Genomic DNA, 12,784 nt, shown 5'->3' with positions numbered 1-12,784 from the left:
GACGCGGGAAGCGGTGAAACGTTATGGCAATCACGTTGACAGAAAAAGCGGCACAGCACGTGCAGAAGTACCTGACTCGTCGCGGCAAGGGCGTGGGCTTGCGCCTTGGCGTGCGTACGACAGGCTGCTCGGGCCTTGCGTACAAGCTCGAATATGTCGACGAGCTCGCGCCCGAGGACAACGTGTTCGAGAGCCACGGCGTGAAGGTCATCGTGGACCCGAAGAGCCTCTCCTATATCGACGGCACGGAGCTGGACTTCGTGCGCGAGGGCCTGAACGAGGGCTTCAAGTTCAAAAACCCGAACGTGAAGGACGAGTGCGGCTGCGGCGAGTCCTTCCGCATTTAAGCGCGCGTATTGCGGTGAAAAGGCGGCCTGTGCCGCCTTTTTGATTTTTTGATGCGGTGTGCCGCGTCGCCTGATCCCCACGACAGCATCACAAGAACGTTCATTTCGATGGCCTCGCTTTCTTCGCTCTCTGATAGCCATTTCGTGTTGTTCGGCTTGCCCGAGCAGTTCACGCTCGACGCCGACTCGCTCGCCAACGCTTACCGCGCCGTGCAGGCGCAGGTGCACCCCGATCGCTTCGCCGCGGCCGGCGAGGCGCAAAAGCGCGTGGCGATGCAGTGGGCCACGCGAGCGAACGAGGCGTACCAGACGCTGCGCGACCCGCTCAAGCGCGCAACCTATCTGCTGCATTTGCGCGGCATCGACGTTGGCGCGGAGAACAACACGGCCATGGAGCCGGCGTTCCTGATGCAGCAGATGGAATGGCGCGAGGCGATCGAGGATGCAGTGGGCGCGAAGAACGTCGACGCGCTCGATGCGCTCGCGGCCGAATTGCGCGACGACGAGCGCGTGCGTTTCGCGAAGCTGGGCGCGCTGCTCGACAGCGGTTCGAATCAGCCGGCGGCGGAAGCCGTGCGCCAGTTGATGTTCGTCGAGCGCGTGGCGGCCGAAGTCGACTCGCAGATCGAGCGGCTGGAGAGCTAGGCGGGGCCGCCCAGGCGCGGCCGCCTGGCAAAAAAGCGCAGGACACGGACACAGCACAGGGCTGCCGATTCATCGTCGAGACGATCGACCGGACGATGCAAGGCGGCCCGCAACAGATCACAGAGATGGCATTACTGCAAATTTCCGAACCCGGCATGGCGCCGGCGCCGCATCAGCGGCGGCTCGCCGTCGGCATCGACCTCGGCACGACGAACTCGCTGGTCGCCGCGGTGCGCAGCGGCGTGCCCGACGTGCTGCCCGACGAAGACGGCCACGTGCTGTTGCCGTCGGTCGTGCGCTATCTCGCGAATGGCGGTCGTCGCATCGGCCGCTCGGCCAAGGCGGAAGCGGCTAGCGACCCGCGCAACACGATCGTCTCGGTCAAGCGCTTCATGGGCCGCGGCAAGGCCGACGTGGAAGGCGCGGCGAACGCACCGTACGAATTCGTCGATGCGCCGGGCATGGTGCAGATCCAGACCATCGACGGCGTGAAGAGCCCCGTCGAGGTCTCGGCGGAAATCCTCGCCACGCTGCGCCAGCGCGCCGAAGACACGCTCGGCGACGAACTCGTCGGCGCGGTTATCACGGTGCCCGCGTATTTCGACGAAGCGCAGCGCCAGGCGACCAAGGACGCGGCGCGTCTGGCCGGCCTGAACGTGCTGCGGCTGCTGAACGAGCCGACCGCAGCTGCTATCGCCTATGGCCTCGACAACGGCGCCGAAGGGCTCTACGCGGTCTACGACCTGGGCGGCGGCACCTTCGACTTGTCGATCCTCAAGCTCACCAAGGGCGTTTTCGAAGTGCTCGCGGCGGGCGGCGACTCCGCGCTCGGCGGCGACGACTTCGATCAGGCGCTGTTCGCCTGGGTGCTGGAACAGTCCGGCATCGAGCGCGCGGCGCTCAAGCCCGAAGACGTGCGCCTGTTGCTCGACCGCGCGCGCGACGCGAAAGAAGCGCTCTCGTCGGCACCCGAAGCGCGCATTGAAGTCGCGCTCTCGAACGGCCAGCAGATCGCGGTGACGATCGACGAGCCGCGCTTCGAGGCACTCACGCAAGCGCTCGTGCAACGCACGCTCACGCCCACGAAGAAGGCGCTGCGCGACGCCAAAGTGGCTGCGAAGGAAGTGAAGGGCGTGGTGCTGGTGGGCGGCGCGACGCGCATGCCGGTCATACGCCGCGCTGTCGAGCAGTTCTTCGGCCAGGCGCCGCTCACGAATCTGGACCCGGATCAGGTCGTCGCGCTCGGCGCGGCGATCCAGGCCGACTTGCTCGCCGGCAACCGCGGCGGCGAAGACGACTGGCTGCTGCTCGACGTGATCCCGCTGTCGCTCGGCGTGGAGACGATGGGCGGTCTCGTCGAGAAGATCATTCCGCGTAACTCGACCATCCCGGTCGCGCGTGCGCAGGACTTCACGACCTTCAAGGACGGCCAGACCGCGATTGCGATCCACGTGGTGCAGGGCGAGCGTGAGCTCGTCTCCGACTGCCGATCGCTCGCCCGCTTCGAGCTGCGCGGCATTCCGCCGATGGCGGCGGGCGCGGCGCGCATCCGCGTGACCTACCAGGTGGACGCAGACGGCCTGTTGTCGGTGTTCGCGCGCGAGCAGATTTCGGGCGTGGAGGCGTCGGTGGTGGTGAAGCCGTCCTACGGCCTCGCCGATGACGACATCGCGAAGATGCTCGAAGACAGCTTCAAGACCGCCGACATCGACATGCGCGCCCGCGCGCTGCGCGAGGCGCAGGTCGAGGCGCAACGCGTGATCGAGGCGACGAACTCTGCTCTCGCCGCCGACGGCGAACTGCTGGACGAAGCCGAGCGCGCGCAACTCGATGCGCTGATCGCGGCGCTCGCGCAAATCGTGCAGAGTGAGGACACCGACGCGATCGAAGCGGCCACCAAGTCGCTGGCCGAAGGCACCGACGAGTTCGCCGCGCGGCGCATGGACAAGGGCATCAAGCGCGCGCTTGCGGGCAAGAAGCTCGACGAAATTGGTTGAACGCGCGCCGGCCAATGCATCGGAAAGCACGCCAGGCGTGCGTGCTTTCCCGATGTAGCCCAAGCGCGCTACCTCAGTAGAATGGGCGATGACACCGTCGGCAGGCGGGTCGCGCCCGATACAGAAGTTATTGGATACGGAAATCACAATGCCTCAAATCGTGGTGCTGCCCCATGTCGAACTGTGTCCGGAGGGCGCGGTCATCGACGCCAAGCCGGGCGAGAGTGTGTGCGATGCGCTGCTCGCGCACGGCATCGAGATCGAACATGCTTGCGAGAAGTCGTGCGCCTGCACGACCTGTCACGTGATCGTGCGCGAAGGCTTCGATGCGCTCGAGCCGTCGGAGGAAACCGAAGACGACCTGCTCGACAAGGCGTGGGGTCTGGAGCCCACATCGCGGCTGTCGTGCCAGGCCCTCGTGCCCTCCGAAGATGACCTGGTGGTCGAGATTCCGCGTTACTCGATCAACCACGCGAAGGAAAACCACTAATCCATCGGAGAGAGGAGCGCGCTGCCATGAAATGGACCGATACGCAGGACATCGCAATGGCGTTGACGGATACGCATCCCGAGATCGACCCGCAGTATGTGCGCTTCACCGATCTGCATCGCTGGATCACCGAGCTTGAAGGTTTCGACGACAAACCCGATCGCTCGAACGAGAAGATTCTGGAGGCCATTCAGGCGGCCTGGATCGAAGAAGCAGGCTACTGATCCGCATTCGCGCTGGCGCATTGGCGCGGGCTGTTGGGTTACCCCGTAGTCAGCAAAAAGGCGATTCACTGTGAAGGTGAATCGCCTTTTTTGTTTCTGGAGTAGAGCGCGAAGCTAAGCGTTCGTCATCCCGCCGCGAGCGTGCCGTTTTCGACGCGCACGCGCTGGCCTTGCTGGAATGGCGGCGCCTGATGATAAGTGAAGTAGCGCGTCTTGCCGTTGTCCATGCGCACGCGCACCGAGTAGCTCGTGGTGCTGCGCAGATGCTTTTCCACCGCATTGCCACCGAGACCGCCACCCAGCGCGCCTAGCAAGGTCATGGCCGTACGGCCATTGCCGCTGCCGAACTGATTGCCGACCACGCCGCCCGCGACTGCGCCGCCCACCGCGCCGATGCCGGTGCCATGGCCTTCCTGACGCGATTCGGAGACACCCTCGACTACGCCGCACGAGGCGCACGCGGCCTGCTGGGGCGGCGCTTCCTGAGCGTATTGCTGCGGCTGCTGGCCGTACTGTGGCGGCGGAGCGGCCGGTGCTGCAGGCTGCTGCTGGGCCACTGGAGCAGGCTGCGCCTCAGCGGGTGCGTTCTGCTCGTTTTGCGCGGCGTTCTGCGCGGCGTTCTGTGCGATTTGCGCGCTGGTCGCGGGCCGGGTGGAGTCGATCACCGGTTGCGAGGCCATCATCTCGGTCTGGCCGGTCTGGCTTTGCGCGTTCTGCTCGGTCGTGCTCGAGGCCTTGGGGAAGACGCCGGTGATGGCCGCTGTGGCCGCGAGGCTGGCAACGATGACCGCCCCCGCTGCAGTGGCGACGAGCGGATGAATACGGCGGTTCGGCGTGGTTGGTTTCGGATCGGGATTGTTCATAAATGGCTCCGTCTTGAGCCGAGTTGGCTTTGTTTGAACAAGTTTGGGCCAATTCGATCGATCGGTCGTTTCAAGTTGTAACCTGACCTATGCGAGCGCAAGCCGAAACAGGGATCGAACGCTGACAGGGGTCGTGCTGCCCGGCACGACGCGGTTTATCCGCGTACCGCATCTGGCATGCCCGGGAAGCGGGGCGGGCGCATTTACTGCCGGTTACAAATGCAAACGGGGCGCATACGGCGTGAGCCGCATGCGCCCCGTTCGGCATGTGTGAGGCTTAGTCTTCGCGGCGCAGATGCGGGAAGAGAATCACGTCACGGATGCTGGCGCTGTCGGTGAGCAGCATGATCAGACGGTCGATGCCGATGCCGCAGCCGCCCGTCGGAGGCATGCCGTACTCGAGCGCGCGAATGTAGTCGGCGTCGTAGAACATGGCTTCTTCGTCGCCGGCGTCCTTCTGCTCGACCTGCTTCTTGAAGCGCGCGGCCTGGTCTTCCGGATCGTTGAGCTCCGAGAAGCCGTTAGCGATCTCGCGGCCCGTGATGAAGAGTTCGAAACGCTCGGTGATGCCCGGCGTCGAGTCGGAGGCGCGTGCGAGCGGCGAGACTTCGACCGGGTAGTCGATGATGTAGGTCGGCTCCCACAGTTGCGACTCGGCGGTCTCCTCGAACAGCGCTAGTTGCAGTGCGCCCACGCCCGCGTTGAGGAACTGCGGCTGGTTCGCGTCCACGCCGAACTTCTTGAGTTCCGTGCGCAGGAAGGCCGCGTCGGCAAGCTGCTCGTTCGTGTACTGCGGCGCGTACTTCTGGATCGCCTGCACGATCGTCAGGCGATGGAACGGCTTCGACAGATCGAGTTCGCGGCCCTGATACGTGAGCACGGCGGTGCCCGAGGCGTCGACTGCGGCCTGGCGGATCAACTGCTCGGTGAAGTCCATGAGCCACGTGTAGTCCGTGTACGCGGCGTAGAACTCCATCATCGTGAATTCCGGATTGTGACGCGGCGAAACGCCTTCGTTACGGAAGTTCCGGTTGATCTCGAACACGCGCTCGAAGCCGCCCACGACGAGGCGCTTCAGATAGAGCTCGGGTGCGATGCGCATGAACATCTGCATGTCTAGCGCGTTGTGGTGCGTGACGAAGGGCTTGGCCGCCGCGCCGCCCGGGATCGGGTGCAGCATCGGCGTTTCGACTTCCATGAAGCCGGTGTCGGCCATGAAGCGGCGCACCGACGAGATTGCCTTGGTGCGCGCCACAAAGGTTTCGCGCGCTTCGGGCGTGACGATCAGGTCGACGTAGCGCTGGCGATAGCGCATTTCCTGGTCCGAGAGGCCATGGAATTTGTCCGGCAGCGGGCGCAGCGACTTCGAGAGCAGGCGCAGTTCCGTGCAGCGCACTGAGAGTTCGCCCTTGTTGGTGCGGAACAGCACGCCCTTCGCGGCGACGATGTCGCCCAGGTCCCACTTCTTGAACGCGTCGTAGGTGGTCTCGCCCACATCAGCGGGCGTGATGAAGAACTGGATCTGGCCCGAGCCGTCGCGCACCGTCGCGAAGCTCGCCTTGCCCATCACGCGCTTGAGCATCATGCGGCCCGCGATCGACACTTCGAGGGCCTGCGCTTCGAGCGCGTCCTTGTCGGTGTCGGAGTACTCGCGCTGCAGGTCGGCGGCGTGGTGAGTGGGGCGGAAGTCGTTCGGATAGGCGACGCCCGTTTCGCGCAGCGCGCGCAGCTTTTCGCGGCGCTCGGCGATGATCTGGTTGTCGTCGACTTCGGGCGCGGCGCTGGCCGCGTTCGGCTGGGTCGGTTCGGTCATGGTGGCTCGGTATTCTTTGATTCGCGGTTGGTTTGCCGCAGATGATTCGGTTTGCGGCCCGGGCAGGGTGCCTCACGGGCCGCGGCGCGGCAGGAGAGGGCGGCGCCCGGGCTTACACGCCCTGCTTCAGGCTTGCGCTGATGAAAGCGTCGAGATCGCCGTCGAGCACGGCCTTGGTGTTGCTGATTTCGACGTTCGTGCGCAGATCCTTGATGCGGCTGTTGTCGAGCACGTAGGAGCGGATCTGGTGACCCCAGCCCACGTCCGACTTGCCCGCTTCGAGCTTGTCCTGCTCCGACTGGCGCTTGCGCATTTCGGCTTCGTACAGGCGCGACTTCAGCATTGCCATGGCTTCGGCGCGGTTGCGGTGCTGCGAGCGGTCGTTCTGGCACTGCACGACGATGCCCGACGGGATGTGCGTGATACGCACGGCGGAGTCGGTCTTGTTGATGTGCTGACCGCCCGCGCCCGAAGCGCGGTACGTGTCGATGCGCAGATCGGCCGGATTGACTTCGATCTCGAACGAATCGTCGATTTCCGGATACACGAACACCGACGAGAACGACGTGTGACGCCCGCCCGACGAATCGAACGGCGACTTGCGCACGAGGCGGTGAATGCCGGTTTCGGTGCGCAGGAAGCCGTAGGCGTATTCGCCCTCGACCTTGATGGTCGCGCTCTTGATGCCGGCCACGTCGCCTTCGGACTCTTCGAGCACCTCGGTCTTGAAGCCCTTGCGTTCGCAGTAGCGCACGTACTGGCGCAGCAGCATGGACGCCCAGTCGCAGGCCTCGGTGCCGCCCGCGCCCGCCTGGATGTCGATGAACGCATTGTTCGGGTCGGCCGGGTTCGCGAACATGCGGCGGAACTCGACGTCGGCTACGCGCGCTTCGATTGCCTGAGCATCGGTTTCGATGGCGACGAGCGTGTCCTCATCGCCTTCTTCGCGCGCCATCTCGAAGAGATCCTGGGTGTCGCGCGTGTCGTTCTCGATGCCGTCGAGCACGTGCACCACGCCCTCGAGCAATTTCTTTTCCTTGCCGAGGCCCTGAGCGTGCTTGGAGTCGTTCCAGACGTTGGGGTCTTCGAGTTCGCTGTTGACTTCGACTAGCCGTCGGGCTTTTACGTCGTAGTCAAAGATACCCCCGTAGCTCGCCCGCGCGCGTGCGCAGGTCCGCCAAAAGGGCTTCGATCGCGTTGAGACGTTCCGCTTCCATTTGTATCGTGATCCGGCGTGTAAAACATCAAATTATAGCTGATTGGACATGCATCAAGGGCGCGGCGGGGCGTGACGGCCCCGCTGGCTGTGCTGCCCGATGCGCGGTTCAGTTGTCGTTCAGAGCGCCGCGTGCTCCACCACGAGCTGCACGCGCGAGACGCCGTTCCACGTGTCGCGCACGAGCCGGTAGGCGACGGTCGTGTGCTGCGGCAGCGTTTCGGTGTGGTTGAACCAGATTGCGTTGAAGCGCTGGCGCCCGCGCAGCAGTTGCAGCTTCAGGTGCTTGTCCTTCACGAGCGCCTGCGAGGCCACTTCGAATTCGCCCGAGAAAACCGGTGCCGGAAAGCCCTGGCCCCAAACGGCCGCGTCGAGCATTTCGACGAAATCGGGCGTGAACCACGCGTCCTCGAGCTCGCCGTCGGTTTCCACCGTGCGCGCGAGCGCCTCGGCGGAGAGCCATTCGCGGCCCACGCGCTCGAATGCGACGGCAAAGCGCGGCACGTCGGCAGCGGCGAGCGTCATGCCGGCGGCCATCGCGTGGCCGCCGAACTTGTGGATCAGGCCGGGCTCGCGCTTGCTGATGAGGTCGATGGCGTCGCGCAGATGAAAACCGGGGATCGATCGGCCCGAGCCTTTCACGATCTCGCCATTGTCGTCGGCGGGCGCGAACGTGAAGGAGGGGCGGTGGAACTTCTCCTTGAGCCGCCCGGCGACGATGCCGATCACGCCCTGGTGCCAGCCCTCGTTGAAGAGCGTGAGCGTGGCGTTGTCTTGCGGATCGACGTTGGCGAGATCGGCGAGCGCCTGCTGTTGCATGCCCGCTTCGATCTCGCGGCGCTCGCGGTTCATCGTGTCGAGCTGTTGCGCGAGTTCCCAGGCGCGGCCCACGTCGTCGGTGGTCAGGCATTCGATGCCAAGTGACATGTCCGAAAGCCGGCCCGCCGCGTTCAGGCGCGGCCCGAGTGCGAAGCCCAGATCGAAGCCCGAGGCGCTTTTCGCGTCGCGGCCCGCAGCGCGGAACAGCGCGGCGATGCCGGGCTGCATGCGACCGTTGCGGATGCGCTGCAGCCCCTGCGCGACGAGCACGCGGTTGTTGCCGTCGAGCTTGACGACGTCGGCGACGGTGCCGAGCGCGACCAGATCGAGCAGGCCGTCCAGACGCGGCTCGGGGCGCGTTTCATCAAACCAGCCGCGTTGGCGCAGTTCGGCGCGCAACGCGAGCAGCGTATAGAACATGACGCCCACGCCTGCGATGCACTTGCTCTCGAACGTACAGCCCGGCTGGTTCGGATTGACGATGGCGCGCGCGTCGGGCAGCGTGTCGCCGGGCAAGTGGTGATCGGTCACGAGCACTTCGATGCCGAGCTCGTTGGCAGCTTCCACGCCCTCCACGCTGGCGATGCCGTTGTCGACCGTGATCAGGATGTCGGGCGGGCCGCCCTTGCGCTGTGCAGCGAGTGCGACGATCTCGGGCGTGAGGCCGTAGCCGTACTCGAAACGGTTTGGCACGAGATAGTCGATTTGCGCGCCGAGCATGCGCAGGCCGCGCACGGCCACAGCGCAGGCGGTTGCGCCATCACAGTCGTAGTCGGCGACCACGAGCATGCGGCACTCCGCTTCGAGCGCGTCGGCGAGCAGGATCGCGGCGTCGTCGATCCCTTTCATGCCGGCAGGCGGGAGCAGGCGATTGAGGCCGGTCTCGATTTCGTCGGGCTGACATACGCCGCGCGCGGCATAGAGCCGGGCGAGCACCGGGTGCAGGCCGTGACGGACCAGGGCTTCGGTATCGGCGGGGGAGCAGGCGCGGGTGACGATTCGGGTCATGCGTGAGAGGTCGTGGAGAAAACGTTGGATGTCATTCGACGAACAGCGACGCGAACTCGCGGCGTCGCCAGAATTTGCGCAGGTCGCCGCGCTTGGCCGTGAGCGTGACCGAGCCGGTGTCGCCGCACAGCGTGAAGCCGAGTTCGGCCAGCTCGCCGGCCTGGAGGGCAGCGAGCGCGGGCGCGAACCAGTCGCGCTCGAGTTTCGCGAACGCGGCGTTCCAGCCGCCCCAGTCCTGCTGGATATAGGCGGCGGAAAACGGGTCGAGTTCGACGAGTGTGGCGCTGTTCGGGGTGCTGTTGGGCGATGTGCCTGCCGATGCGCTACCAGGCGCTGCGGCAAGCGCGCGAAACGTATCGGGAGCCGCGCCGAGCTCCGCGCCGGCGGCGAGCGCGAGCCCGCGCGTGGCCGCGGCGTCCGAGCGCACGCACGCGAACGCCCGTTTGACCGGGCGCAGCGCGCCCTGCGCGTGGAACCAGATCGAGTTGACGGCGGGCAGGCCGCGCGCCTCGCGCGCTTCATTGACGGGGTGCTCGAACCAGGCCATCTGTACCTCGTTCTGCACCTTCATCCATGCGCGCGAGCGCTGGCCCGAGTGCGCCTCGTGAGGCAGCCAGATTTCGATGTTGCGCCCGCTCGCGCGCAGCGGCGACGCGCCCGCGAGCGTGCCGAACTGATCGCTCGACAGGTACCAGCGCTGGGGCGTGGGCGCTTCGACGCGCACGCCGAGTTCTTCGATAAGTGGTCTGGCCACGGCGTAGAGCGCGGCGGCGTCGGCATCGGCGAGTTCGAGCGAGGCCGGGTCGATCAGCACCAGATGGTCGTGCGCAATGCGCACGTGCACGGGCTGGATGCAAGCCCAGGTGGCGTCGCCGGGCGTGCCGCCGTCGGCGAGCAGCATCCACGGGGCGAGCGGGGCTTCGTCATCGGCGCTGCCCGCGCCATTCTTGCCGGCGGGGACGGCCGTCGCCTCGGGCGCAGCAGCGCCGAACGCGCGCGCGACCCATCGTTCGTGCGGCAGCGTGCGCTGAAAATCTTCGCCGATCACTTGCTCGCCCAGCGTCGCACGCGCGACCAGTTTCGAGAGTGCCGGGAATTCGAGTCCAGCGAGGGCGGTTGACGCCGCCGCTGCGGATGGCAGCGCGAACGGCACGAGGAGATGGAGGCGGTCGACGGGCATGATGGTGCGCATTGTACTTCGGCGCAGTTGGCGTCGCGGCGGCGTAAAGTCCGTGAGACGCCTTGAGTGTGGCAAACTTCGCGGTTGATTCGCGATTGACTGCTGGTTTGCTGCGGCACGTAATTCAGCAGCTTGCGGGCCGGCGCGCCCCACGCGCAACGAAGACGCACGAAAGGATTCGCTTGAAACTTCCCTACGAATGGCAAATAGGCTGGCGCTACACGCGCGCCGGCAAGCGCACGACCGGCAACGGCTTTATTTCGTTCATCGCACTTATTTCGATGTCGGGCATTGCGCTTGGCGTGGCGGCGCTCATTGTCGTGCTCTCGGTGATGAATGGATTCCAGCGCGACGTGCGTGACCGCATGCTCTCGGTGCTGGCGCACATCGAAATTTTTTCGCCGACCGGCGCGATGCCTGACTGGCAGCTCACCGCCAAAGAGGCGAAAACCAATTCCGAGGTGATTGGGGCCGCGCCCTATGTGGATGCCCAGGCGCTGCTCACGCGCGGCGAGAGCCTGAGCGGCGTCGCACTGCGCGGCGTCGAGCCGTCCGAAGAACCGCAGGTGTCCGACATCGACAAGGAAATGAAGATGGGCAGCCTGAACGATCTCACGCCGGGCGGCTTCAACATCGTGCTCGGCGGGGACCTTGCCGCGAGCCTTGGCGTGACCAAGGGCGATAAGGTCACGCTGGTCGCGCCCGAAGGCAGCATCACGCCGGCGGGCATGCTGCCGCGCTTGAAGCAGTTCACGGTGGTCGGCGTGTTCGAGTCGGGGCATTACGAGTACGACAGCTCGCTCGCGCTCATCAACATCCGCGACGCCGAAGTGCTCTATCGCCTCTCCGCGCCAACCGGCGTGCGCCTGCGCCTGAAAGACATGCAGCGCGCGCCTGCCGTTGCGCGCCAACTCGTGCATACGCTTTCCGGCGATCTTTATATCCGCGACTGGACGCAACAGAACAAAACCTGGTTCTCCGCCGTGCAGATCGAAAAGCGCATGATGTTCATCATCCTCACGCTCATCATCGCGGTCGCGGCGTTCAATCTCGTGTCGTCGCTCGTGATGACCGTCACTAACAAGCAGGCCGACATCGCGATCCTGCGTACGCTCGGTGCGCAACCCGGCTCGATCATGAAGATCTTCTTCGTGCAGGGCGTGACGATCGGCTTCGCGGGCACAGCCCTCGGCATCGCGCTCGGCTGTCTGATCGCGTGGAGCATTCCATGGAGCGTGCCGATGATCGAGCACCTGCTCGGCGTGCAATTCCTGCCGCCGTCGGTTTATTTCATCAGCGAGCTGCCCTCGGAACTCGTCGCGTCTGACGTGATCCGCATCGGCTCGATTGCGTTCGTGCTGTCCGCGCTGGCGACGCTCTATCCCAGCTGGCGCGCGGCCAAGGTTCGTCCGGCGGAGGCGCTGCGTTATGAATGACCGTCAATCGATCCTCGCCGCGGCGGGCGACTATCCGTACGTGCTCGAAGGGCACGGCGTTTCCAAGGTGTTCGGGCAGGGCGCGCTGGCCGTGAACGTGCTGCACGACACCGAAATTTCCGTGAAGCGCGGCGAGAAGCTCGCGATCGTGGGCGCGTCGGGCTCGGGCAAGAGCACGCTGTTGCATGTGCTGGGCGGGCTAGACGAGCCGGGCACCGGCAACGTCAAGCTGCTCGGCAAGCCGTTTACCGAGCTTTCCGAGCGCGATCGCAACGACTTGCGCAATCGCGCGCTGGGCTTCGTCTATCAGTTCCATCACCTGCTGCCGGAGTTCTCGGCGCTCGATAACGTGGCGATGCCGCTGCGCATCCGCCGCATGACGCAGGACGACGCGCGCCGCGAGGCGCTGGAGATGCTCGATCGCGTGGGTCTCGCCCATCGCGCGCGGCATCGCCCCGGCGAGCTCTCTGGCGGCGAGCGTCAGCGCGTGGCGATTGCGCGCGCGCTGGTGACGCGGCCCGCCTGCGTGCTCGCGGACGAGCCGACCGGCAATCTCGATGGCGGCACGGCGGATACGGTGTTCAACCTGATGCTCGAATTGTCCGATCAATTCCAGACGAGCTTCGTGATCGTCACGCACGACCCGGACCTCGCGGCGCGCTGCGACCGCATCGTGCGACTGCGCGACGGCACCCTGCACGAGGAGCCGGTCGTGCAGGCTTGACGCCTGTGCGCGGCGGGAGCGC

At 65.6% G+C, this 12,784-nt stretch carries 12 protein-coding genes; 7 read left to right on the top strand and 5 right to left on the bottom strand.

Annotation, left to right across the window (positions count from 1 at the left end):
- Nucleotides 1–23: 23 nt before the first annotated feature.
- From iscA to iscX, 5 genes are all read left to right on the top strand, one after another.
- Nucleotides 24–347, top strand: coding sequence for an iron-sulfur cluster assembly protein IscA (iscA, locus tag HV773_RS14820; protein WP_129561790.1), 324 nt, complete (start codon nucleotides 24–26; stop codon nucleotides 345–347).
- A gap of 108 nt (nucleotides 348–455) precedes the next feature.
- Nucleotides 456–992 carry a Fe-S protein assembly co-chaperone HscB gene (gene hscB, locus HV773_RS14815; protein WP_129561791.1) on the top strand — a complete coding sequence of 179 codons (537 nt, stop codon included), beginning with the start codon at nucleotides 456–458 and terminating at the stop codon, nucleotides 990–992.
- A 125-nt stretch (nucleotides 993–1,117) separates the two neighbouring features.
- Nucleotides 1,118–2,989 (top strand): Fe-S protein assembly chaperone HscA, encoded by a 1,872-nt coding sequence (hscA, locus tag HV773_RS14810; RefSeq protein ID WP_129561792.1) that lies wholly within the window; start codon nucleotides 1,118–1,120, stop codon nucleotides 2,987–2,989.
- A 148-nt stretch (nucleotides 2,990–3,137) separates the two neighbouring features.
- Nucleotides 3,138–3,479 carry an ISC system 2Fe-2S type ferredoxin gene (gene fdx / locus HV773_RS14805; protein ID WP_129561793.1) on the top strand — a complete coding sequence of 114 codons (342 nt, stop codon included), beginning with the start codon at nucleotides 3,138–3,140 and terminating at the stop codon, nucleotides 3,477–3,479.
- Between the two features lie 26 nt (nucleotides 3,480–3,505).
- Nucleotides 3,506–3,703 carry a Fe-S cluster assembly protein IscX gene (gene iscX / locus HV773_RS14800; protein WP_129561794.1) on the top strand — a complete coding sequence of 66 codons (198 nt, stop codon included), beginning with the start codon at nucleotides 3,506–3,508 and terminating at the stop codon, nucleotides 3,701–3,703.
- Between the two features lie 125 nt (nucleotides 3,704–3,828).
- Here the strand turns inward: iscX and HV773_RS14795 are convergent, their stop codons facing one another.
- The 5 genes from HV773_RS14795 to HV773_RS14775 form a co-directional block, all read right to left on the bottom strand.
- Nucleotides 3,829–4,566: a glycine zipper 2TM domain-containing protein gene (locus HV773_RS14795; protein ID WP_129561795.1), complete on the bottom strand. Its 738-nt coding sequence runs from the start codon at nucleotides 4,564–4,566 to the stop codon at nucleotides 3,829–3,831.
- Nucleotides 4,567–4,843: 277 nt separating this feature from the next.
- A complete protein-coding gene (gene lysS / locus HV773_RS14790; RefSeq protein WP_129561796.1) occupies nucleotides 4,844–6,379 on the bottom strand; it encodes a lysine--tRNA ligase in 1,536 nt (511 codons plus the stop codon).
- 112 nt (nucleotides 6,380–6,491) lie between these two features.
- Nucleotides 6,492–7,596, bottom strand: a protein-coding gene (prfB, locus tag HV773_RS14785) for a peptide chain release factor 2 (RefSeq protein WP_129561797.1) whose coding sequence is annotated in 2 segments (ribosomal slippage) — nucleotides 6,492–7,514 and nucleotides 7,516–7,596 — 1,104 coding nt in all. Because the reading frame shifts where the segments join, the coding sequence is not laid out codon by codon here.
- Between the two features lie 119 nt (nucleotides 7,597–7,715).
- Nucleotides 7,716–9,422, bottom strand: a complete 1,707-nt coding sequence (gene recJ, locus HV773_RS14780) for a single-stranded-DNA-specific exonuclease RecJ (RefSeq protein ID WP_129561798.1) — start codon at nucleotides 9,420–9,422, stop codon at nucleotides 7,716–7,718.
- 31 nt (nucleotides 9,423–9,453) lie between these two features.
- On the bottom strand, nucleotides 9,454–10,614 hold the full coding sequence (locus HV773_RS14775; protein ID WP_174220046.1) for a regulator: 1,161 nt from the start codon (nucleotides 10,612–10,614) through the stop codon (nucleotides 9,454–9,456).
- Nucleotides 10,615–10,784: 170 nt separating this feature from the next.
- Between HV773_RS14775 and HV773_RS14770 the strand changes: the two genes are divergently transcribed.
- Nucleotides 10,785–12,038 (top strand): lipoprotein-releasing ABC transporter permease subunit, encoded by a 1,254-nt coding sequence (locus HV773_RS14770; RefSeq protein WP_129561800.1) that lies wholly within the window; start codon nucleotides 10,785–10,787, stop codon nucleotides 12,036–12,038.
- A complete protein-coding gene (lolD, locus tag HV773_RS14765) occupies nucleotides 12,031–12,762 on the top strand; it encodes a lipoprotein-releasing ABC transporter ATP-binding protein LolD (RefSeq protein ID WP_129561801.1) in 732 nt (243 codons plus the stop codon). Before HV773_RS14770 ends, lolD begins: the two co-directional genes overlap by 8 nt.
- The last annotated feature ends 22 nt before the right edge of the window (nucleotides 12,763–12,784 follow it).

It is taken from the genome of Paraburkholderia caffeinitolerans, from assembly GCF_902859945.1.
In the GTDB taxonomy this organism is placed as follows: domain Bacteria; phylum Pseudomonadota; class Gammaproteobacteria; order Burkholderiales; family Burkholderiaceae; genus Paraburkholderia; species Paraburkholderia caffeinitolerans.
This window is presented reverse-complemented; position numbering and strand designations above follow the sequence as displayed.

Bases quoted from the DNA above. Each gene is read 5' to 3' on its own strand.
- HV773_RS14795 (WP_129561795.1), bottom strand. From the start codon at position 4,566: ATGAACAATCCCGATCCGAAACCAACCACGCCGAACCGCCGTATTCAT.
- fdx (WP_129561793.1), top strand. From the start codon at position 3,138: ATGCCTCAAATCGTGGTGCTGCCCCATGTCGAACTGTGTCCGGAGGGC.
- hscA (WP_129561792.1), top strand. From the start codon at position 1,118: ATGGCATTACTGCAAATTTCCGAACCCGGCATGGCGCCGGCGCCGCAT.
- hscB (WP_129561791.1), top strand. From the start codon at position 456: ATGGCCTCGCTTTCTTCGCTCTCTGATAGCCATTTCGTGTTGTTCGGC.
- recJ (WP_129561798.1), bottom strand. From the start codon at position 9,422: ATGACCCGAATCGTCACCCGCGCCTGCTCCCCCGCCGATACCGAAGCC.
- lolD (WP_129561801.1), top strand. From the start codon at position 12,031: ATGAATGACCGTCAATCGATCCTCGCCGCGGCGGGCGACTATCCGTAC.
- iscX (WP_129561794.1), top strand. From the start codon at position 3,506: ATGAAATGGACCGATACGCAGGACATCGCAATGGCGTTGACGGATACG.
- iscA (WP_129561790.1), top strand. From the start codon at position 24: ATGGCAATCACGTTGACAGAAAAAGCGGCACAGCACGTGCAGAAGTAC.
- lysS (WP_129561796.1), bottom strand. From the start codon at position 6,379: ATGACCGAACCGACCCAGCCGAACGCGGCCAGCGCCGCGCCCGAAGTC.
- HV773_RS14775 (WP_174220046.1), bottom strand. From the start codon at position 10,614: ATGCGCACCATCATGCCCGTCGACCGCCTCCATCTCCTCGTGCCGTTC.